Below are 20,314 nucleotides of genomic sequence, written 5' to 3'. Positions count from 1 at the left end.
CCTTACCCTACTAAAAATCTTCGAAAAGCTCTTGACTTTTTTAAGGGGCAAATAAAAAAGAGGAGAAGGTACATAAATATGTACCTTCTACTTGTAGGGATTTTGATTCAGTTCTGTTTTCCTTTTGCGAACAGCCATGAGCGCAGACCGAAAAATATCCGGATCCCCGAGTAGACCAGCCTGATGGAGCTCCATTATTTCATCCTCCATAAGGATACAATCTCCCAAGGCATTACCGGTATAAATCACGATCCCAAATGTCCTTAACAACTCTTTTGCCTCGGTAAAGGACATAGGTTTCATAGGAAATTATCCTTCCTTGGTATACTCGACAACGACCTTCGTGCCTAGTCCGCCTCTCGCATTCCAATCCGCATCAATCTTCATGTATAGTGGATCACAGCACTTCACTAGATCTTCTAAAATACGATTGGTTGCATGTTCTTGATAAATGCCGACATTACGATAGGAAGTCAAATAATACTTAAGGGACTTCATCTCGATCAGTTCTTCATTCGGAACGTAGGTAATTCTGATATCAGCAAAGTCCGGTAATCCTGACCAAGGGCAAACGGAAGTAAATTCATTAGTTGGAATCATGACCTCTGTTCGCTTCCCAATATACTCATAGGGAATGGTTTCTAGGATATCCACTAAGATAACCGATTCGTCCTGAATATCAAAGCGAATTCCTTTATATTTGTCGTGATTATGTTCTACTTTTGCCATAAGCTTTTAAACCCCCTTAAAATAAAGAAACCACTCTAAAAAGAGTCGCCCAAAAAAGGGCAGACTTCATGTGGGAGTGGTGTAATATGAATTACATACGGTGGATGTTTTTTCCGTTGGTTTCCCCACTAAACAACGATTCTATTGTCCTAAGCTATTATGCGATAAACTTGCAGGATTTGCAACCAGAATAATTTGGCTTAATTTGGCTCTGTTTGAATATACGCTATTAATTGTGGATGAAGGTGCGGATTACTAGCCACGACTGTACTCGCCTCAGTAAATGGAAGCGGATCACCATCCAATCTTGAAGCGATTCCTCCCGCTTCTTCAAGGATGACTCTCCCCGCCGCGAAGTCCCACGGATTCAAGTTGAGGCTGACATAGGCATCAATTCTACCCGCTGCTACATAAGCCATCTCTAGGGCGGCGCAACCATACACGCGAATGCCGCGACAAGTTTTCGGCAGATCATAAAGAAGCTTTACTAATCCTAGTTCTTCAGCTCGATGATGCCAGAATAGACTCGTACAGATTAAAGCTTCACTCTGATTGACTTGCTTTTTCACTTCCAATAATGTGTCGTTGAGGAATGCTCCTTCTCCTTTCATTGCCCAAAAAAGCTCGTCTCGGGAAGGATCGTAGATGACTCCAAAAACGCTTTCCCCTTTATGAACAACCGCTACAGATATACAATAATTTAATTGCTGATGAACGAAGTTCATCGTGCCATCTATAGGATCGATAATCCATAAGGTGTCGAACTCCTTCGGGTCCCGTTCAAAGGTGCCCTCTTCCCCTACAATACCATGGTCAGGGTATTCGTTTAAGATTTTCTCAATCATAAATTCCTCGACTTCTTTATCCACCTGGGTTACTAAATCTGAGGGAGAGGACTTATAGGTATACTCAAGGGGGGTCTTTGCTCGAGTTAAACTTATACGTCCAGCTTCCATGGCCCACTCTTTTGCAACTGCTAACATCTTCTTAAAATCCTGCATAAGTTTGACACACCTTTACCATTAGATATTCTCTCTATTGTATTCCCTTGTCTTCCCAAAAAAACCTGCCTGCAGAATAACATGCTTTTACAATTCCTTATAAACAGAAGTGTTAAGCAAATATATTTGGTTTTAAATACTTGTACATGGTACATTAAAACTGCAAGAAAATTTTCCGAGAGGGATCACATTATGTTCAAAGTTGAACATCTTTCCGCTAACACATCTTTCATCAATATAGAGCCCTCGGCTCCATTAAACACCTTACACAACCTATTTCTAGAGGCTCAATACGCCATTGTGCAGAACGAATTATCGTACATTATTTCAGCTAATGAGTGGGAGTCAATCGCCCAACACGGTTTTCATGAGCTGACGATTCAGGATTGGCTTCTCCAACAACAATGGTTACCTTCAACATCTTGTTTGATAGAAGAGATCTACTCCACAGAGATCAATTGGAAAAGACCTATCATCGTAATAGATCATCAGGAAAACGTCAAAGGCGTAGTTTCTGCAGAATGTTTTATCACCTTTTTACTGAAAGAAAACAGGCAACTCGAAGCCTATTTTACGGCGCTTTCGGAGACGGTAAACGATGCCGTAACAGCCGTAGACCGGGATGGCGAAGTAATCTGCTGGAACAGTTCAGCGGAGCTTACTTATGGTATTCGAAAAGAGGATATCCTCCATCGAAAGATTGGTGAACACTTCCAACAGGAATCTATTATGTTATTGCGGATCCTAGATGTTGGTCGACCTGTTCGGCAAATTTACCATCAACCCACGCCTGATACACATGTATTGATCAACGCTTCTCCTATTCTTGAGAACAATCAGGTCATCGGCGGCATTGCAACCGAGCAAGATATTACCCGCATTGTTCAACTTAACGAAGAATTGTATTCCTCCCATCCTGTAAAAATGGAGAAAGAAGAAGATCCATTCTCTTTATTTATAGCTAGGGGACATGCTATGAAGCAGGCTATTCAGCTTGCGAAAAAGGTTTCAAAGACCCGCACGCCAGTCTTATTAATTGGAGAGCCTGGTACTGGGAAAGAAAGGTTGGCTTGGGCCATCCACTTTGCCGGTCACCGGAAGAACGAGCCTATTATTGCTGTTCATTGTCAAGCTGTCCCTCCCGCATTATTAGAGGCTGAGCTCTTTGGTTACCAAGGAGGTGCCTTCACTGGCAATGAAACCCTAGGAAAGCCAGGGAAGCTTGAACTTGCCGCCAACGGTTCCTTATTTATTGAGGACATTCATACAATGGAGTTAGAAACGCAGGGAAAGCTTCTTGAATTCCTCCAACAGCAGAGTTTCGTTCGAACTGGGGGCACTGAACCCATTCAAGTTAACGTGCGCATCATGGCCTCATCTGACCAGGATCTCATGACACTAGTTGAACAAGGACAATTCTTAAGAGAATTATACTATCAAATCAGCGTCCTCCCTATTGAGATCCCATCACTTCGACATCGTGTTGAAGATCTACCTGAGCTAGTCCATCGGTTATTACGCGACCTCACCCAACAACATGAAAAACCGATGCTAAAACTGGATCCTGTGGTGATGTCCGTGCTGATGAGCTATCATTGGCCAGGAAATATTAAAGAATTACGGAACGTGATGGAGCGTTGTGTTATTTTGGCTGAAGAAGACATGATCACGGTAGAACATCTGCCGAAGAACTTGACTCCTTCTATTGATATGGGAAATAAGATAGAAGAAGATCCTCCTGGTGACATCATGTTGAAAGCTCGTGTCTCTCATCAGGAAGAAGTGGCCATTATAGAAGAGGCGCTAAGGAAAACGTATGGAAACAAAAGTGCGGCAGCGAAGCTCCTTGGCATCTCAAGAGGAACTTTGTATAACAAAATGAAAGAATATGACTTAATCTAACGGATGAGGGGGATGAATATCGGATGAGCTTTGACTGGCATGGGGAGTCTGCTTCGCAGTGGAATCGAATGTCAAAACATTGGCAGCAAAACAGCAAGGAGATGTGGGAAGAAGGCAGCCGAATAAAAATCATTCCTCTATTTATTAAGCACTTGTCATTAGATTCTGGCACAATCCTTGATGCCGGATGCGGAGATGGATATGGTACTAGGAAGATGGCTCGACTTGGCTATCACATGATCGGGATAGATATATCAAAAGACATGATAGAGGAGGCTAAATCACAACAAGGTCATCTTCCTATCCAATTTATCCAAGCCGATGTTGTAAGCCTTCCCTTTCAAGACGATTCCTTTGACGGTGTTCTTTCGATTAACTGTCTGGAATGGATTCAGTCTCCCCTCACCGGCTTAAGAGAACTCAAACGCGTCCTAAAACCCGGCGGGCGGCTCTGTTTAGGAATTCTAGGCCCAACCGCAGCACCACGTCAGCATAGTTACAAGCGTCTCTACGGAGAAGAGGTCATTTGCAATACGATGATGCCTTGGGAGTGTGCCAGATTATTGGAGGAGAATGGATTTCGGATCTTAGATCAAGAAGGAGTCTATAAAAAAGGAGTTCAAGAAGGTCAACTGGGCTCATTATCTTTAGAATTAAAACAAGCACTGACGTTCATGTGGCTCTTCATTGTTGAGAAGCAACCGACATAAGCGGTAATTTTTCCGCTATTTTAGCAAAGTGGACAAATTAAGGCGAAATAAGCGGAGATACTCCGCCTAATTGGGTTGAGACCGCTTAAAATAGTGCAAAATAAACAAATAACGGAGATTTCTCCGCCTAATTGGCCGCTTTTTCTACCTTTTATTAAAATAAGCGGAAATTCTCCGCTTAAGAAAGAGAGGTTGTCCCTAAAGGTCGGTAAGACCGCCCTTAGGGACAACCTTATGATTTCAAAGCTTTACTGATGTTCACTAAAGCTTGTTGTACATGCTCTCCCGTAATTTCACGATGAGTGACAAAACGGATTACGCCATCATCGAATGGACCAGCTAATACCCCTGCCTGTCTTAAACGATCAAGGAATTCCTCATTCGAAAGCCCAGTTCCCTTAATATCACAGAGAATAATATTCGTGTCAACGCCTTGAACATCAACATAAAGCCCTTCAATCGCGCTCAAACCCTCAGCAAGCATACGAGCATGGGCGTGGTCTTCTGCTAATCGACCTACCATCTCTTGAATCGCAATGATCCCTGGTGCCGCAATAACACCAACCTGCCTTAAGCCTCCACCTAATCGTTTTCTCCACTTTCTTGCTTCTTTGATAAATGATTTACTTCCCGCTAAGATGGAACCAATGGGCGCTGATAGTCCTTTCGATAGGCATATCTGAACCGTATCTACATACTGGGTAAAATCAGTTACAGGCCTTCCTGCAGCAACCGCGGCGTTAAATAAACGAGCACCGTCAAGATGTACAGGCACTCCTTTTTCACTAGCATACTCATAGATAGCCTTCATATTTTCAATGGGAACAATCTTTCCGCCTGATTTGTTATGAGTATTCTCTAGACAAATCAACCCGCTGTAAGGATAATGGATATCTTCGCCACGTATCGCTTTCTTCACAGCCATAGGATCCATCGCACCACGATTACCGGCTATAGGTCTCGTTTGAACCCCTGCTAGTGCGGAAGAGGCTCCACCTTCGTACAGAAAGATATGAGATTCTGCCTCAAGAATGACTTCATCGCCTGGTCGGCAATGAGTGAGTACCGCAACTTGATTTCCTTGTGTACCACTCGTTACAAATAGAGCATCTTGCTTCCCAAGAATTTCGGCCGCAATAGCCTCAAGACGGTTAACGGTAGGATCTTCCCCATACACATCATCGCCAACAACAGCTTCAGCCATCGCTCGTCTCATTTCTTCGGTTGGTTTGGTTACAGTATCGCTGCGAAAGTCCATTTTTTTCTCCTTACATATTGATTTTTTTGTACAGATCATGATGTAATGGATGCTGTTCAATAATCATGAGAAGGTTGTCCATCCATGCCTTAATTCCTAGAATATGCTCTAAGTCCTCCCTGTTAAAGGAGAGCGTGTGGATGTAGGGCTCTACTTCAAGAAACATCTGTTCTAGCTTCTCATCAAAATGGTTCCACTTCATCATGTGTTTGACTTCTGCATCTTTGTTCATAAGTTCATGAATGATCTGGTACATGTAAAAGATTCGCTTCAACATCTCATAGGCATGACGACGATTCCCTAGATCATTAGCCTTTGCTTGCGCTCTTATGTCTCTTCTGACAAAAGAGAAGTAGGCGAAAAAGTGGACAAGGGTAAGCAAGAGAACTCCCCAAGTTAAAGCAAGGCCACCGTAATAATAATAAGGAATAATGACGGTATCATGAGCCAACCAAAGTATGAAATGATATAAAAGAGAAAGTACCCAAAGGATGACAATATACAGATTAACTCTTGCAACCTTTTCTTCCGTTTGGTTAAACTTTTTGGTGGAAACAAAGATAAACGCTAGTAAGTATAAACCCAAAAATAAGATACTGCTAAAAAACAAACTGATCTGTAAGGTCTGCCTGAACGCTAACGAATCAGGAATCTGGACATATACAAGCATGAAATAAATCATAGCTAAAAATAATACGCTTGTACCCAGAGATATCAATACCGTCGGTAGTTTGCTCTGGCTTACCTTGTGTCTCTCGACTCGAGACATCAGCTCCACGTTTGTCACCCACCTTCTCTTGCAATGGCATATTATAGTAATTCTACTTTTATTATTAATTTCCTTTCGATATAACCTTGACACAACAGATAAACTCATTTTATCAGCTGTGCCTAGAGTATACCAATTTTAATTTTGAGCTTCTATCCTATAACTTTCAAGGGTAAAATAATGGCATTAGTTTGTCAGAGGTGAAATCATGAAACGTATACCAATAGAATTTGAAAAGAGAATGAAAAGTTTACTTATTGATGAGTTTGATTCGTTTATAGAGTCTTACAACCAACCTGCCCACCAAGGGCTGCGCATCAATACATTAAAGACACAGGTAGAAGAATTTCTTAGGAGGTCTCCGTTTTCTTTAGAACCTGTTCCTTGGTGTCCTACGGGCTTTTATTATTCGGAACAGGATCGACCGGGAAAACATCCCTACCATGCCGCAGGTGTCTACTATATTCAGGAACCTAGTGCCATGTCTGTAGTTGAATTTCTTCAACCTGTACCTGGGGAGAATATCCTTGACTTGTGCGCGGCTCCTGGAGGAAAATCTACGCAGATTGCAGCCTATTTACAAGGGAACGGATTTTTAGTTAGCAACGAAATTCACCCGAGTCGCTCGAAGGCCCTATCCGAAAATATCGAACGGTGTGGAATTAAAAATGCATTAGTCACCAACGAAACTCCCGAACGTTTGGCCGCGCGCTTCCCCACTTTTTTTGATCGAATTCTTGTGGATGCCCCTTGTTCAGGAGAAGGAATGTTTCGCAAGCTAGAGGAAGCTTGCGATGATTGGTCCAATGAAAAAGTCGCACATTGCGCTTTCATGCAGGAAGAGATCTTGGATGCCGCCGCGTTGATGTTAAAGCCCGGAGGAGTAATGGTTTATTCAACTTGTACCTTTTCACCCGAAGAAAACGAAAAAAAGATGGTACAATTTCTGGAGAAACATCCTTCCTTTGTGCTGGAACAATTGCCCCCGCATCATGGAATGGTTGAAGGACGATCCGATTGGGGAGAAGGACCCGAAGAGTTAGGTAAAACCTTACGCTTGTGGCCACATCGACTAAGAGGAGAGGGACACTATGTTGCTCGTCTCCGTAAGGCTGAAGGCCAGGAACACATGCCCGGTAAGATACGTCAACCTAAGGTCGACAAACAGGCAATTAAGTCTTTCGAAGAGTTCCAGACAAGCTATCTAACAAGTGAAATCGTTCAACATGACGGGTTTCTACAGTTTGGAGAGCAGCTTTATCTCCATCCTCTAGGGATGCCTTCCATTGATAAGCTTAAAGTGGTTCGCCCCGGTTGGCACCTAGGAACCGTGAAGAAAGGGAGATTTGAACCTAGCCACGCACTGGCTCTTGGTTTACAGAAAGAACAAGCTCGCCTAACCCATACTTTTCACCCAACAGACATGGATCTTCTAAGATATCTGAGAGGAGAATCCATTATGATCTATACGGAACAGAAGGGTTGGACATTGGTTTGTGTAGAGGAATTTCCTATTGGATGGGGTAAAATCTCAAATGGACAATTGAAAAACCACTATCCCAAGGGTTTAAGATGGGTATAGTAGAGTAATATTTTCAGCACATAAAATAAAAACCCATCAAGGACTATAACTTTGATGGGTCTTTTCTATGCGTATTTTTCTTTTATCTCTCTCGCACTTCTCTTGCTTCTTTTCGCTTCTTCTTCTTAATCTGTTCATTAATCGATTGCTGAATTCGTTTGCGTTTCTCCTGACTTTCTTGACGTTGCTTCTCAAGGACGGCTTTTTTCTTATAACCCGGCTTCACCTTTTTCTTATCCTGAGCTGGCCTTGTTTGATTCTCTGCTTTTTCCGGATGCTTTTCTTTTGGTAAATGATCCTTAGGAGTTCGTCCTGTTCGTTTATTTTCTGGCCTTGGCTTTCTTCTTTCTTTTCCTGGGATTTCTGCAAAGCCTTTTGTTCCACTAAGCAAACGTTCTTCAATCTTTTGCTTAATCGAAGTTTCAATCTTTTTCATAATCGACTTTTGACGAGGAGATACAAAGGTAATCGCTGTTCCTTCCTGTCCTGCTCTGCCTGTTCGCCCTACACGGTGGATATAGCTTTCGGGATCAGATGGCAAGTCGAAATTAAATACATGGGTAACACCTTCAACATCCACGCCACGTGCTGCAATGTCTGTACATACCATATATTGGAATTTAACCTTACGGAAGTTCTCCATCAGCTGTTCTCTTTTATTTTGAGATAATCCGCCATGCAAAGCTGCCGCCTCATAACCGGCTTGTTGCAGCTGCTCGGTAATAAACTCAACACGGTCCTGAGTATTCACAAAAATAATGGCTAAATATGGATTCAGGTCTTTTAATAAAGATTGAAGAGCTTCCACTTTCTCACTCTGGTTCACCACATAATAATATTGTTTTGTTTTTTCCGCTGTAGCTTGTTTCATCTCCACTTTAATGTGTGGTGGCTGGAACATAAAACGGTGAGCAAGCAGTCGCACTCGGTCCGGCATCGTAGCGGAAAATAAAAGAGTTTGCTTCTTCTCAGGTGTTTGTTGGATGATGGTCTCCACGTCTTCCTGAAATCCCATTTCAAGCATTTTATCTGCTTCATCTAGGACAAGCATCTTGATCCTTCCAAAATGCAACGTGCCCCTTCTCAAGTGATCCAGGATCCGTCCAGGGGTTCCGACAACGATATGTACTCTGTCTTGTAACTTATTAATCTGCGCCTGAATATCTCTTCCCCCATGCAGGCAAAGGACATTCACCTCCAAGTGCTTAGCTAAATCAGCTACATCTTCAGCAATTTGAATGGCTAATTCTCGAGTAGGCGTAAGGATGAGACCTTGTATATCATGACTGTTTTCTTGTAGCTTCTGAAGCATAGGGATAACAAATGCTGCTGTCTTCCCAGTCCCAGTCTGCGCTTGACCAATAAGATCCTTGCCTTCTAAGGCAAGGGGAATCGCTCGCTCCTGAATGGGAGTCGGTTCTGTGAAATAGAGGTCAGAAATGCCCTCTAGTATTTCTCGTTTTAATCCGAACTTTGCAAATCCTTTCATGGATTAGCTCCTTTCAATTGGTGTGCCCACCTTATTGTACCGCAATTTTCCTGCTAGGCAAGGATTACCTCTTCACTCTTATTATACTTGCCCTATTTTACTAAAGAAAAACAATGAAAAGCCGCTGCACCTATATGGCGCAACGGCTTTTTTACTAATGGTTTACAATACCCACCCGCTCTTCTTCTTTTACAACAATCTCTGGTCTTTCTTTATCTTGAAGGAAATATCGAATACTATCCAGTAGAGCTTGCCAGCTCGCTTCGATGATATTGGCTGAAACCCCGACAGTATTCCATTTCTCCTTACCATCCGAAGACTCCATGAGCACTCGAACCTTTGCCGCAGTAGCTCCACCTTCGTCGAGAACCCGCACCTTATAGTCGGCAAGATGCATATTTTTGATTGCTGGATAATAACCTTCCAATGCCTTACGCAGCGCGTTATCCAATGCATTAACAGGTCCGTTTCCGTCTCCTGCCGTATGCACTAACTCGTCCTGGATCCGAATCTTTACAATGGCTTCTGTATGGATGGCTGAATCAGCTGATTTATCCACTAATATTTTAAAGGACTCTAGAGCGAAGGGTTCAAATAGTTCACCCAAGCCTTCTTTAAGCAATAATTCAAAAGAAGCATCTGCTCCTTCATACTGATATCCAGCATGTTCCCTATCCTTGATCTTATGAATGAGAGACTTCGTTGCAGGATCAGACTTACTTAAATCAATATTAAGCTCCTGAGCCTTGAATAATAAATTGCTTTGTCCAGACAACTCGGATACTAATACTCTCCTGTGGTTTCCTACCTGTTCAGGTTGAAGATGCTCGTAGGTTTCAGGCGACTTAAGGATAGCGCTGACATGCATTCCACCCTTATGGGCAAAAGCACTTACGCCTGTAAACGGCTGTGTATTAGGCGGTACAACGTTAGCGATCTCATGTACATAACGCGATAAGTTCGTAAGCTGCTTCAATTGGTCTTCCTTTACACAGGAGTACCCTAATTTAAGTTGTAGGTTAGGAATGATAGAGATCAGGTTGGCATTCCCACATCGTTCCCCATATCCATTAATCGTCCCTTGCACTTGTCTTGCACCTGCGCGTACAGCAGCCAAAGAATTGGCGACGGCACATTCTGAATCATTATGGCAATGCACTCCAATAGGGGTTGTCACGGCTCGTTTTACCGTACGAACGACCTCTTCTAACTCATGCGGCAATGTTCCCCCATTGGTATCACATAAGACAAGCCAATCTGCACCAGCCGCTTCCGCACTCTTCAGGGCTTCAATAGCGTAATCTGAATTATGCTTGTATCCATCAAAAAAATGCTCGGCGTCAAAGATAACCTCGAGACCCTTTGATTTCAGAAATTTAACTGAATCATAGATCATGGATAAGTTTTCTTCCAAGGTTGTCTGCAAAGCATGGGTGACATGAAAATCCCATGTTTTACCGAAGATTGTAGCTACTGAAACGCCACTTTCAATAAGCTTGCACAAATTTTCATCCTGCTCTGCTGTCACCCCTTGACGTCTCGTGCTGCCGAAAGCCGTAATCTTAGCCTGAGTTAAAGAAAGCTGTTTCGCTTTCTCGAAAAATTCCATGTCCTTGGGATTGCTTCCAGGCCATCCTCCCTCAATATAACGGACTCCAAACTGATCCAATCGGATAGCAATCTTCAATTTATCGTCAACGGATAGACTAATGCCTTCACCCTGCGTCCCATCTCGTAAGGTTGTATCATAGAGTATTACCTGATCCAACTTCTGTTCCCTCCTGACTAACGCTCAAGTCAATTAATTATCTAATAAATTTATATATTTTGCATTCCAGTATAGCATAGGCAACTGGAACTGAAAACCTGATTTTTTTTTCATCCTTCTAGGAAGGATATAGTATAATGTACGAAAGTTACCCTTGAAAGAGGCGAGTAGAACATGTACCTATTAGAGACTTCGGTGCTAATTAAATTAGGAGCATCTATCGTCTTTGGCATGGTCATAGGTCTAGAGAGAGAACTTCGAAAGAAGCCTCTAGGCTTAAAAACATCCCTCGTAATCTGTGTAAGCAGTTGTTTACTAACCATTGTAAGTATAGAGTCAGCAGAACGATACGCTGAAGCTGCCATACGCCCAATGGATCCTCTACGTTTAGCAGCTCAGATTGTGTCAGGGATTGGATTTCTAGGTGCTGGAGTTATCTTAAGAAAACAAAATGATATCATCGTAGGTCTAACCACTGCTGCGATGATATGGGCTGCATGCGGACTAGGTATTGCCACTGGGGCCGGATTTTACTTGGAAGCTTTTGTGGGGCTTTGTTTGATTATTATCAGTGTTGAACTATTACCCATTATCATTAAGCTGGTTGGACCTGCTTCCCTAAGCGACAAAGAGATTAAGATGGACTTGACTGTAAGCAGGGCTGATAACCGCGTCGTTGACATCCTAAATGAAATTAAAGCTAGAGACATTAAAATTAAACATGTCCGTATTACGGATATTCGAACCGATTCCGGTAAAGAAGGGACCCATCAGGTTCAATTAGTCATAATGGTACATGAAGACCGCTTTACAGCAGAAATTTATCACGAAATGAAGCAAATTGATTTCATCCTTAGTGTACAGATTGAAAACCTCTCTCCTTCACGAAGATAAAGGGTGTCGAACCACAAGGTTCGGCACCCTTTTCCTCTAAGCCTGTATGGACGATGATTCCTTCCCGCGCTCAAAATGAAACCCGTCGACCACCTGACCTTGATGGTACATCCGAATATTCACCCATTCCATTGGGTCTGTAAGTGCTTCTTCAAAGACGCTCTTCATTAAGTGATGAGCTGTGTCCTCAGTAGGTTTAATCGCTAATTCAACGGTTACATCTACACCATCTTCGGAGTAGTAAAAAGTCGCCTCTCCTAATGGACGATCTTTTTCATCGACCAGATCAAAGACAACCTCCGCACGTTCCCTATCTTCATAGTCATCCTCTTCTTCTTCACGTTCGAGCATTTGAATGATGGAATCCGAGCTCTCGGTTTCTAAATCCATGTTCTCTTCTATATCTTCGGTCTCAATCTCTACTTCCTCATACTCCTGTCCGTTGACAAAAAAGGTAAAGTTATATTGATCAATAAGATCATGGTCATAATCCTTTAGTAGGACAGCCTCAATATCTTCCATAACCTGCTCAGTAGGTTCACTTGTAAAGTGAATATCACCAACAATTCGGGTACCTTTAATATCGACTACAGCTTCTGCTACAAGGTCTCCTTCGTCATCGTATACTTGGTATTCAATACCGTTCTTTCCTTGTCCTACAATCCAGCGTTCATAACCCGTTACCTCTTCACCAAGAAAATCGTCTTCCTCTACTTCTTCCTCATTCATTTCATCTGTGTAATCTTCTAATAATGAATATTGTCCAAAGAGAATATTGATATTATGGTCGGTCACATTCAAGGCATAGGACAAGCTGGTAATATAGGATTGAACCTCCTGAATAATACGATATACCTCACTTTGCTCCACATACTCCTCATCTAGATGAATGGTACCTGTGAGTAGGTCATTTTCTCTATAAATCAAATAAACGTCACCAATCCATTCTCCTTTACGGTGAATCGATAACGCTTCGCCCCCTGTTGTACGCAGTTCAGGGTACAATTCAATTTTAGCCATCTATTCCACTCCTTCCAGCATGTTCTTCCTCTATTTTGGGATAAATAAGAGAAGGATATACTGCGGAGGTGGAGTAGCATTGGAAAATATGAGTTTCACCATTCATGACATCACGAGGGACGTGGGGGTTAGCATTTCCGGACCAGCGCAACATCCCTGTGGAGCTGATTTATATTTAAAGGCCATTCTCGCCCTTATTGAACAGGCAGATCTAAGTGCAATGGCTGAGGATGGGTACCGAGATTTTGGGTTTCAATTCCATGTGGCTATTCTTAAACAACTTGTAAACCGAACCTTCATGGACACCCTTGACAGGATCCCTGATGATTTAGATTACGCCGAAGCGTTAATTCATGATATTCACCATTACCGGGAAGAAGGCTTGATCTAAGCTGTCTGCATGGCGGTGTCGTGGGTAGGGGATTGGCTTGGGAGACAATAACCGGAGAAGATTCCGCTAATTCTCGTTTTTATATAATTATAGGCAAAATAAGACCCATTTTTTCCGCTAAATCAGTAAAAAAGACGAAGTAAGACGCTTTTTGTGAAATAACGGAAATGTATTCCGTTATTTCACGCCCATTTCTTAATTATTTTAAAATAAAGGAAAAAAGTTCCTTTATCCACCAGATTGAGTTCTAAATCGCTTTTTCTCTTGATTTTCTCTCTTCTTGATGGCCCAACAATTGAACTTTGACCCAAAAGGCATTAAATAGTATTAAAGAGGCTGCGAATAGAAATACTCCTTGTAACCCAATCCAACCGGATAGCCAGCCTCCTAGCAGTGGACCTAGCATATTACCTAGAAATATACACATATTGCTGTAACCGTAAGTTCTGCTTTCCATATTCTTGGGAGCATAATGGCGTATTAGAGCATTGACGCTTGGCAACATCCCACCAATACACATTCCTAGTAAGAAGCGACACAGGAACAATTGCCACAACGATACAACAAAAGCATGAGGAATCAAGAACAAACCTGCACCTACTAAAGCGTAAAACAGGATATATTGGGAACCAATGCGATCCCCCCATTTTCCTAAAAAAGGAGAAAAAATCATAGTAGCGAGTCCTGTAATGGAGATGGCGGCACCGGCTAGCAAAGCCAGCATCTCTTGGCTTTTCCATAGCTCTTGAACGTAACTAGTGATAAAAGGAGTAGTTCCTAGCATCGCAATTTGGATTAAAAATCCTGAGGCAAAGAGAGCAGGAAGTGGTTTCGTTTTGAAGATCACCTTAAAGTCCTCTATGTAGCCTGTTTCTTCTACCTTTTTCTTATCAGGTTTATTAATCTCCGTTACCAAGCACGTAACCATCACCGCTGCAACAAACAATAATATCCCCATAACGAAGAAGATGCTTCTATAACCCATGGAATGGGCTAACAACCCGCCAAGAAGCGGACCGCAGACGGAACCACCTACCGCCGCCGCTTGGAGCGTTCCTAGTGCATATCCAGATCTCTCCTTTGGGGTATTGGTTGAGACCAAGGCAATGGATGCCGGTATAAACCCTGATATGGTTCCATTCAAAAAGCGAAGTATGAGTAAATGGATCGGTGAGGTGGCAAGGCCCATACAAGCAACCACAATCGCCATTCCAAACCCACTGCGAATGAGCATAATTTTTCTTCCATGACGATCAGCTAATTTCCCCCAGATGGGTGAAAACAAAAACGCCGATAAGAAGTTCGCACCAAAAATAACACCCGTCCAAAGGTGTAGTGCCTTCTCATCGACGATTCCCATTTCTTGCTGTAAATAAAGTGGTAAAAAAGGAATGACTAAACTCATGCCAGCCATGACTAAAAACTGGGCGAGACATAGTACCACTAAATTTCTTTTCCAAAGTTCCACTGTCAATCATCTCCATCCTGCTACTATTATACTTGGCTTTAGCCATATTGAAAAGTAGCAGGAGAAGGGTAAAAACCATTTAACTACCCTCCGCTTACTGGAGGAATAAACGCTACCTCATCTGTTTCACGGATAAGATCTGAGGCATTAGCATACTCTTGGTTAATAGCTGCCATACTCTTCCCGAGTAAGTCTGCCATAGCCGGATATCGTAAGGATAACTTTTCTCTTACCGTTTCTATGGATAATGGGCCCTGTCCTACTTCTAAATGAATCTCGGACGCTCCAGCTACTTCCGCTAACCCTGCAAACAGTAGAACACGAATCATCAGCTTTCCTCCTTTATCTCAGGCTTCCCTGTTGGATAAGCCACCTTTTCTTTCTGATCTCCAATCCAGCTCTGTCCATCTTCCCAATTTTCTTTTTTCCAGATGGGGACAATTTCCTTAATACGTTCAATCGCGTACCGACAAGCTTCAAATGAAGCATCACGGTGCGGACTAGAGACGGCAATCGCTACGGCTACTTCAGAAATGTCAAGATGTCCAATTCGATGAACAATCGCTACGCGGGCTTCTGGATGCATGGCTGTAATCTCATCGCCGATTTGCTTTAGCTTTTTCTCAGCCATCTCTTCATACGCTTGATATTCGAGATAAAGCGTCTTAAGCCCTTTCGTCATTTCCCTTACTGTACCGATAAACGTGCAAATCGCTCCTGCATTTGGATGTGAGACAAGATCAATAAGCGGTTGAATCTCGATTTGATCACGAGTGATAGCGAAGTTTTTCACCTAAAAGGCCTCCTGTCAACATTTAGTTCTTAAGAAAATCGGAGATAATTTGAAATAATTGCTCATATTGATCTTTTTCAACTACCGGTAGGATAGGGTGTTGGTAGGGAAACCAAGTAGAAACCGCTATAATTTCATTCGCCTGGTCAAGAAGCGGAAGGTCCCCCTCATTTCTTAGCAGGACAACTTTAGGGTAGCTCTCAAACTTGTAACCTTCTACGATCACAAGATCAACCCCACTCATACGAGTTAACAAGTCGTCCAAACTCGAAGATTGCTGTTCCATGATGGCTGTTTTATCCTTCGAGGAAATGGCTACAATCTGAGCCCCTGCTTCTCTATGAAGCCAAGTGTCCTTTCCTGGGTAGTCCACCTCGAAGTCGTGGGCATCGTGCTTAATGCTCCCTACTTTCCAACCTAATTCAGAAAAACGACGAATCATCTCGCAGCTCGTCGTTGTCTTTCCGCTATTTTTATAACCTACAATCTGTATAACGGCTTTTTCTGTCATGCTGTCCCCCCAGTATGGAAGTTGTGTTACTTCTTATTTTCCGTTACTTGCTTTACCGTGTTCTTAGCTTCATCAATCTCTTCTCGTACATCTGCTGTTAACTCATTGGTCGATTTCTTAAATTCTCGTAGTGTTTGGCCAAAAGCTCGTCCGATCTCCGGAAGTTTCTTGGGTCCAAAAATGACTAAAGCAATGACAAGAATCAGAATAAGACCTGGAATTCCTATATTTGTAAACATACAACATCACTCCTTTTTTGTTAAGAGGTTTTTTCCTCCATGTCACCTAACCATTTCTCGTCCTCTTCTAACTGCTTCTTGTAAATTCCTTTCGATAACCAAATACTAAACTCATATAAAAGCAACAAGGGAATGGTCACAAGAAAATCAGAAATAATCTCGGGCGGCGTTATCGTGACAGCTACTAAAACAAGAACAAAATAGGCTAATTTTCTCATCTTTGCTAACCTAATAGGATTAAGGATCCTTAAACGGGTAAGGAAAATCACAAGAACAGGAAGTTCAAACAAAAGCCCAAAAGGTAACACAATCGAGAACATAAAACTGAAATATTGTGTGATACCAAACATTTCCTCTGCCTGTAAGGTTTGGGTCATAATTAACATAAACCTGGTAACCATAGGAAATAAAATATAATACCCAAATCCAATCCCTAATACAAATAATAAGGTCGCTCCCGGAATAAAGCGCAAGGCTATTTTCTGTTCAGACTTCTTCAAACCTGGTTTTACAAAAGCCCAGATCTGATAGAGAAAGAAAGGAAGAGAAATAATAAGACCTAAAACAAGGGAAACCTTAACGTAAACGGATAAAGCATCGGCAATACCGAAGACATGCCATTCTAAATGCTTGGCCGCAGGATCATTCTTCAAATGATTGACTACTTGTCCTGAAAATACAAATCCAGCGATCATGGCAAGGAAAAAGAATACTAAGCAATAAATAATTCTTTTTCTCATCTCGGCAAGATGTTCCGTAAGCTGTACATCTGATCTTGTTTCTTCTTTATTCATTTCACACCTCCTTTTAGCTTATTTGGAACATTTTTTTAGGAAAGTTATAATTAAAAGCATTTTGTTCCTTTTGGACCTATGATAATATTTAATAATAACTACTGTGAAGGGAGGTCATACATTGGAAAATATAACTGATAAAACCTTTTTCCAATTGATCCCAAATGAATTCCGTGAAGAGATCAATGCGATTGCCGTCGATGTCAATTACCCTAAGGATACCATACTTTACATGGATGGAGAAAAAGCTGAGAATCTCTACTTCATTCGTTCCGGTAGTGTGAAGATCAGTAAAACGACCCTTGAGGGAAAAGAGCTGACTCTTTATATTTGTAAACCAGGAGAACTGATTGGAGAACTAGCCCTTTTTCAGCCTGGAATAACCTATACCTCTACCGCAGAGATGCTAGAGGACGGAAGCGCTGGAATTATAGCTAGATCAAGCTTAGAAGATCTCCTGACACGCAACAGTAAACTAGCCGTAGAGTTTATGAAATGGATGGGAATTGCTTATCGCCGCAATCAATCGAAGTTTAGGGATCTAATGCTCCTTGGTAAGCACGGTGCTCTTTATTCTACACTGATCCGAATGACCAATACTTATGGGATTAAGGTCAAGGACGGTGTCCTTATTGATCTCTTCTTAACCAACAAAGATCTTGCCAATTTCATCGGGACCACCCGTGAGAGTGTAAACCGTATGTTAAATGAGCTTCGCAAGAATGAAGTCATTAGTGTTGATAATGGCTTTATTACTGTTCATAATATCACATATCTTAAAGAATTTTTAGAATGTGATGGTTGCCCTGAAGATATTTGCCGAATTTAACTTTCTTAAAACAAAAAGATTCCTGCGAGGAATCTTTTTTTACTTTTCCATCTGTAACAAATACCCCCTTAGCATAGGGAATAACCCGCTCTCCTCTTCAAAGATGTGAGTGACTGTTTGCGTAAGGAATCTTTTAGTTTTCACAAACACTTCTTCATCCAATTGCTCTCTTTCTTCACTAATGTGCATACGCAATTGCTTCTTAATAGCCAGTAGATCCTCTTCCATCTGCACGTGTTCATCTTCTACGTAATGAGCCATTTCTGGAGAATGATACATTTTCTCAACGAGAGGAACAATCACTTCCTCTTCCTGCCTGCTGTGCTCCATGAGCTCTGCTTTCAGTTTCACTAGTTTATCTAATACTTCTTGGTATCCCTCCACGTTTCCAGTTGATTTAATCCGCTCCAACGCGAGCTGGGCTTCCTTAGCCGTTGCTTTTATTTGTTCATGTTGTTCTAGAAAGAGCGCAAATGAATCAGTTATATTCATCGTTCCTTCCCTCTTTCCCATAGATTTTTGCAAAGTAACCTTGCATTGTGTTATACGTATCTGTATAGAATTCTCTATTCATATAGTAATTTACTATACGCTATAGCCAACGTCTGTTAAGTTTATCACAAACCTGAATAGATCAAGCAAAAGAGAGGAAGAAAACGATTGAGCATTGAACAAGCATTAGAGCGATTTCGATACGCCCTGTTCCTAGGAGTTGAACCACCTGAGGAATATACAGCAAAAACTCAAGAAGAGTATATTGAGCACTATGAACAGCAAATCGAACGAGACCCAGCAAAAGAAAGAAAACTTATCACACGACTGTCCGCTCCTTTACTACAGGTATACCGAAAACAAGTAGAGCAATTAGCCCGAATGGAACAGCTGATCTCAGGCGATCAATCCCCCCTCATATTTAGCGATGAGGATATACTTGAAGAACTGTACGATGAACTGTCTAACATCGAAACAGAAGAAGAGTGGGTCGTATTTAAGAGCCGCGTTGTCTCCACTTCATAGAAACTACCCATCCGGATATCGGAATATCCGGAGTTTTTTTCATATAAAAAATAAGCGGAATTGCTCCGCTTAATCTCTTTTCCATAATCGTCCCTGCCATGCATTCCTTTGACGCAATTCACGTTCGATTCCATTTAGGACTTCCCACTTTCTTCTACTCCACATCGGTCCAATCAAGAGTTCTGGAGGCCCATCTCCCGTTAAACGGTGAATAATCATTTCTGGTGGTAGGATCTCTAATATATCAACGACCAAACGTGTGTAGGTTTCCTGATCCAAAAATTCTAATCCTCCTTGTTCCCACAATTTGACTAACGGAGTCTTCTTAAGCAGGTGCAGCAAATGAATCTTAATGCCTTGAACAGGGAGGTTTGCGACAGCTTTAGCCGTCTCCATCATCATCTCTTCCGTCTCACCTGGCAAGCCTAAGATGATATGAGAACAAACTCGAATATTGTGCTTCCTCAATTTTTCTACAGCTTCTACATAGGTCTCAAAGTCATGAGCTCTATTAATGAGTTCCGCTGTTGATTCATGAACGGTTTGTAAGCCTAGTTCAACCCATAGATACGTTCTTTGATTCATCTCTGCTAGATATTCTACAACATCATCAGGAAGACAATCTGGCCTAGTTGCAATGGCTAATCCAACTACATCCTCTTCTAAAATGGTTTCGTAGCACTCCCTCAATTCTTCTACTGGAGCATAGGTATTGGTATAAGCCTGAAAATAGCCAATATACTTTGCCTCAGGCCACTTCGTATGCATTCTTTCTGCTACATCATGAAACTGCTTTTTTAGATCGTCTCTTCTTGCGCCGGCAAAATCTCCTGAACCTCTAGCGCTACAGAATGTACATCCCCCAATGGCTACTTTTCCATCTCTGTTCGGGCAGGTGAATCCCGCATCAAGCATGACTTTAAATACCTTAGCCCCGAATCGTTCTCTTAAGTGATAATTCCAAGTATGATATCGTTTATCTCCCCACATCTGCGGAGCAATCGGTTGAATAGTATTCAATTTAATCTCTGCCCCTTTCTCTACAACCTTACACGAGAACCATTCCATTATAAACTAACATTAAGACCTGAGAAAACACATCGTTTCCGTAGTATTCCCTTGACAATATGGTAAAATTATTGCTATACGA

The 20,314-nt window shown here is 42.0% G+C and carries 23 protein-coding genes; 7 read left to right on the top strand and 16 right to left on the bottom strand.

Annotation, left to right across the window (positions count from 1 at the left end; translation table 11 throughout):
- Positions 1 to 87: 87 nt before the first annotated feature.
- From EIZ39_RS17290 to EIZ39_RS17280, 3 genes are all read right to left on the bottom strand, one after another.
- Positions 88 to 303: a YqgQ family protein gene (locus EIZ39_RS17290; RefSeq protein ID WP_129201337.1), complete on the bottom strand. Its 216-nt coding sequence runs from the start codon at positions 301 to 303 to the stop codon at positions 88 to 90.
- Positions 304 to 309: 6 nt separating this feature from the next.
- Positions 310 to 729, bottom strand: coding sequence for a preQ(1) synthase (gene queF / locus EIZ39_RS17285; protein WP_129201336.1), 420 nt, complete (start codon positions 727 to 729; stop codon positions 310 to 312).
- A 200-nt stretch (positions 730 to 929) separates the two neighbouring features.
- Positions 930 to 1,730 carry an inositol monophosphatase family protein gene (locus EIZ39_RS17280; RefSeq protein ID WP_129201335.1) on the bottom strand — a complete coding sequence of 267 codons (801 nt, stop codon included), beginning with the start codon at positions 1,728 to 1,730 and terminating at the stop codon, positions 930 to 932.
- 192 nt (positions 1,731 to 1,922) lie between these two features.
- Here EIZ39_RS17280 and EIZ39_RS17275 point away from each other — a divergent pair, with 192 nt between their 5' ends.
- Positions 1,923 to 3,632 (top strand): sigma-54 interaction domain-containing protein, encoded by a 1,710-nt coding sequence (locus tag EIZ39_RS17275; RefSeq protein WP_129201334.1) that lies wholly within the window; start codon positions 1,923 to 1,925, stop codon positions 3,630 to 3,632.
- A gap of 23 nt (positions 3,633 to 3,655) precedes the next feature.
- A complete protein-coding gene (locus EIZ39_RS17270; RefSeq protein WP_129201333.1) occupies positions 3,656 to 4,342 on the top strand; it encodes a class I SAM-dependent methyltransferase in 687 nt (228 codons plus the stop codon).
- Positions 4,343 to 4,574: 232 nt separating this feature from the next.
- On the opposite strand, the gene ltaE is transcribed toward EIZ39_RS17270, so the two are convergent.
- Entirely contained in the window at positions 4,575 to 5,600 is a 1,026-nt protein-coding gene (gene ltaE / locus EIZ39_RS17265; RefSeq protein ID WP_164985148.1) for a low-specificity L-threonine aldolase, read from the bottom strand.
- Between the two features lie 10 nt (positions 5,601 to 5,610).
- Positions 5,611 to 6,378, bottom strand: a complete 768-nt coding sequence (locus tag EIZ39_RS17260) for a hypothetical protein (RefSeq protein ID WP_129201332.1) — start codon at positions 6,376 to 6,378, stop codon at positions 5,611 to 5,613.
- A gap of 199 nt (positions 6,379 to 6,577) precedes the next feature.
- Between EIZ39_RS17260 and EIZ39_RS17255 the strand changes: the two genes are divergently transcribed.
- Positions 6,578 to 7,951: an RsmF rRNA methyltransferase first C-terminal domain-containing protein gene (locus EIZ39_RS17255; RefSeq protein WP_129201331.1), complete on the top strand. Its 1,374-nt coding sequence runs from the start codon at positions 6,578 to 6,580 to the stop codon at positions 7,949 to 7,951.
- 82 nt (positions 7,952 to 8,033) lie between these two features.
- Here EIZ39_RS17255 and EIZ39_RS17250 read toward each other — a convergent pair whose 3' ends face one another.
- Together EIZ39_RS17250 and cimA are read right to left on the bottom strand one after the other, a co-directional pair.
- Positions 8,034 to 9,440, bottom strand: coding sequence for a DEAD/DEAH box helicase (locus EIZ39_RS17250; protein ID WP_129201330.1), 1,407 nt, complete (start codon positions 9,438 to 9,440; stop codon positions 8,034 to 8,036).
- Positions 9,441 to 9,594: 154 nt separating this feature from the next.
- On the bottom strand, positions 9,595 to 11,208 hold the full coding sequence (gene cimA / locus EIZ39_RS17245) for a citramalate synthase (RefSeq protein WP_129201329.1): 1,614 nt from the start codon (positions 11,206 to 11,208) through the stop codon (positions 9,595 to 9,597).
- Positions 11,209 to 11,382: 174 nt separating this feature from the next.
- Here cimA and EIZ39_RS17240 point away from each other — a divergent pair, with 174 nt between their 5' ends.
- Positions 11,383 to 12,102 carry an MgtC/SapB family protein gene (locus EIZ39_RS17240; protein WP_129201328.1) on the top strand — a complete coding sequence of 240 codons (720 nt, stop codon included), beginning with the start codon at positions 11,383 to 11,385 and terminating at the stop codon, positions 12,100 to 12,102.
- A gap of 36 nt (positions 12,103 to 12,138) precedes the next feature.
- Here the strand turns inward: EIZ39_RS17240 and EIZ39_RS17235 are convergent, their stop codons facing one another.
- Complete coding sequence (locus EIZ39_RS17235; RefSeq protein ID WP_129201327.1) at positions 12,139 to 13,122, bottom strand: hypothetical protein; 984 nt, start codon at positions 13,120 to 13,122, stop codon at positions 12,139 to 12,141.
- Between the two features lie 79 nt (positions 13,123 to 13,201).
- Here EIZ39_RS17235 and EIZ39_RS17230 point away from each other — a divergent pair, with 79 nt between their 5' ends.
- Positions 13,202 to 13,513 carry a hypothetical protein gene (locus EIZ39_RS17230; protein WP_129201326.1) on the top strand — a complete coding sequence of 104 codons (312 nt, stop codon included), beginning with the start codon at positions 13,202 to 13,204 and terminating at the stop codon, positions 13,511 to 13,513.
- 247 nt (positions 13,514 to 13,760) lie between these two features.
- Here EIZ39_RS17230 and EIZ39_RS17225 read toward each other — a convergent pair whose 3' ends face one another.
- The 6 genes from EIZ39_RS17225 to tatC form a co-directional block, all read right to left on the bottom strand.
- Positions 13,761 to 14,981 (bottom strand): MFS transporter, encoded by a 1,221-nt coding sequence (locus EIZ39_RS17225; RefSeq protein WP_129201360.1) that lies wholly within the window; start codon positions 14,979 to 14,981, stop codon positions 13,761 to 13,763.
- A gap of 83 nt (positions 14,982 to 15,064) precedes the next feature.
- Positions 15,065 to 15,310, bottom strand: a complete 246-nt coding sequence (gene moaD, locus EIZ39_RS17220; protein ID WP_129201325.1) for a molybdopterin converting factor subunit 1 — start codon at positions 15,308 to 15,310, stop codon at positions 15,065 to 15,067.
- Positions 15,310 to 15,774 carry a molybdenum cofactor biosynthesis protein MoaE gene (locus EIZ39_RS17215; RefSeq protein WP_129201324.1) on the bottom strand — a complete coding sequence of 155 codons (465 nt, stop codon included), beginning with the start codon at positions 15,772 to 15,774 and terminating at the stop codon, positions 15,310 to 15,312. Before EIZ39_RS17215 ends, moaD begins: the two co-directional genes overlap by 1 nt.
- Positions 15,775 to 15,796: 22 nt before the next feature.
- Positions 15,797 to 16,285, bottom strand: coding sequence for a molybdopterin-guanine dinucleotide biosynthesis protein B (mobB, locus tag EIZ39_RS17210; protein ID WP_129201323.1), 489 nt, complete (start codon positions 16,283 to 16,285; stop codon positions 15,797 to 15,799).
- A gap of 26 nt (positions 16,286 to 16,311) precedes the next feature.
- Positions 16,312 to 16,524, bottom strand: a complete 213-nt coding sequence (locus EIZ39_RS17205) for a twin-arginine translocase TatA/TatE family subunit (RefSeq protein WP_129201322.1) — start codon at positions 16,522 to 16,524, stop codon at positions 16,312 to 16,314.
- 20 nt (positions 16,525 to 16,544) lie between these two features.
- Positions 16,545 to 17,318, bottom strand: coding sequence for a twin-arginine translocase subunit TatC (gene tatC / locus EIZ39_RS17200; RefSeq protein WP_129201321.1), 774 nt, complete (start codon positions 17,316 to 17,318; stop codon positions 16,545 to 16,547).
- A gap of 121 nt (positions 17,319 to 17,439) precedes the next feature.
- Between tatC and EIZ39_RS17195 the strand changes: the two genes are divergently transcribed.
- Positions 17,440 to 18,147 (top strand): Crp/Fnr family transcriptional regulator, encoded by a 708-nt coding sequence (locus EIZ39_RS17195; protein WP_240675847.1) that lies wholly within the window; start codon positions 17,440 to 17,442, stop codon positions 18,145 to 18,147.
- Positions 18,148 to 18,186: 39 nt separating this feature from the next.
- On the opposite strand, the gene EIZ39_RS17190 is transcribed toward EIZ39_RS17195, so the two are convergent.
- On the bottom strand, positions 18,187 to 18,639 hold the full coding sequence (locus tag EIZ39_RS17190) for a hemerythrin domain-containing protein (RefSeq protein WP_164985147.1): 453 nt from the start codon (positions 18,637 to 18,639) through the stop codon (positions 18,187 to 18,189).
- 168 nt (positions 18,640 to 18,807) lie between these two features.
- Between EIZ39_RS17190 and EIZ39_RS17185 the strand changes: the two genes are divergently transcribed.
- The gene (locus EIZ39_RS17185; protein WP_129201319.1) at positions 18,808 to 19,164 is read left to right on the top strand and encodes a hypothetical protein; all 357 of its coding nucleotides are present in this window, start codon (positions 18,808 to 18,810) and stop codon (positions 19,162 to 19,164) included.
- 69 nt (positions 19,165 to 19,233) lie between these two features.
- Here EIZ39_RS17185 and mnmL read toward each other — a convergent pair whose 3' ends face one another.
- Positions 19,234 to 20,154, bottom strand: coding sequence for a tRNA modification radical SAM protein MnmL/YtqA (gene mnmL / locus EIZ39_RS17180; RefSeq protein WP_240675854.1), 921 nt, complete (start codon positions 20,152 to 20,154; stop codon positions 19,234 to 19,236).
- Positions 20,155 to 20,314 lie beyond the last annotated feature (160 nt).

Origin of the sequence: Ammoniphilus sp. CFH 90114, assembly GCF_004123195.1 — a bacterium.
In the GTDB taxonomy this organism is placed as follows: domain Bacteria; phylum Bacillota; class Bacilli; order Aneurinibacillales; family RAOX-1; genus YIM-78166.
Note: the sequence above shows the minus strand (reverse complement) of the source record. Positions and strands in the feature narration are given on the sequence as shown.

What these genes read in the sequence shown, in the direction of transcription:
- EIZ39_RS17290 (WP_129201337.1), bottom strand. Translation starts at nt 303, where the DNA reads ATGAAACCTATGTCCTTTACCGAGGCAAAAGAGTTGTTAAGGACATTT.
- queF (WP_129201336.1), bottom strand. Translation starts at nt 729, where the DNA reads ATGGCAAAAGTAGAACATAATCACGACAAATATAAAGGAATTCGCTTT.
- EIZ39_RS17280 (WP_129201335.1), bottom strand. Translation starts at nt 1,730, where the DNA reads ATGCAGGATTTTAAGAAGATGTTAGCAGTTGCAAAAGAGTGGGCCATG.
- EIZ39_RS17275 (WP_129201334.1), top strand. Translation starts at nt 1,923, where the DNA reads ATGTTCAAAGTTGAACATCTTTCCGCTAACACATCTTTCATCAATATA.
- EIZ39_RS17270 (WP_129201333.1), top strand. Translation starts at nt 3,656, where the DNA reads ATGAGCTTTGACTGGCATGGGGAGTCTGCTTCGCAGTGGAATCGAATG.
- ltaE (WP_164985148.1), bottom strand. Translation starts at nt 5,600, where the DNA reads ATGGACTTTCGCAGCGATACTGTAACCAAACCAACCGAAGAAATGAGA.
- EIZ39_RS17255 (WP_129201331.1), top strand. Translation starts at nt 6,578, where the DNA reads ATGAAACGTATACCAATAGAATTTGAAAAGAGAATGAAAAGTTTACTT.
- EIZ39_RS17250 (WP_129201330.1), bottom strand. Translation starts at nt 9,440, where the DNA reads ATGAAAGGATTTGCAAAGTTCGGATTAAAACGAGAAATACTAGAGGGC.
- EIZ39_RS17240 (WP_129201328.1), top strand. Translation starts at nt 11,383, where the DNA reads ATGTACCTATTAGAGACTTCGGTGCTAATTAAATTAGGAGCATCTATC.
- EIZ39_RS17235 (WP_129201327.1), bottom strand. Translation starts at nt 13,122, where the DNA reads ATGGCTAAAATTGAATTGTACCCTGAACTGCGTACAACAGGGGGCGAA.
- moaD (WP_129201325.1), bottom strand. Translation starts at nt 15,310, where the DNA reads ATGATTCGTGTTCTACTGTTTGCAGGGTTAGCGGAAGTAGCTGGAGCG.
- mobB (WP_129201323.1), bottom strand. Translation starts at nt 16,285, where the DNA reads ATGACAGAAAAAGCCGTTATACAGATTGTAGGTTATAAAAATAGCGGA.
- EIZ39_RS17205 (WP_129201322.1), bottom strand. Translation starts at nt 16,524, where the DNA reads ATGTTTACAAATATAGGAATTCCAGGTCTTATTCTGATTCTTGTCATT.
- tatC (WP_129201321.1), bottom strand. Translation starts at nt 17,318, where the DNA reads ATGAATAAAGAAGAAACAAGATCAGATGTACAGCTTACGGAACATCTT.
- EIZ39_RS17190 (WP_164985147.1), bottom strand. Translation starts at nt 18,639, where the DNA reads ATGAATATAACTGATTCATTTGCGCTCTTTCTAGAACAACATGAACAA.
- mnmL (WP_240675854.1), bottom strand. Translation starts at nt 20,154, where the DNA reads ATGTGGGGAGATAAACGATATCATACTTGGAATTATCACTTAAGAGAA.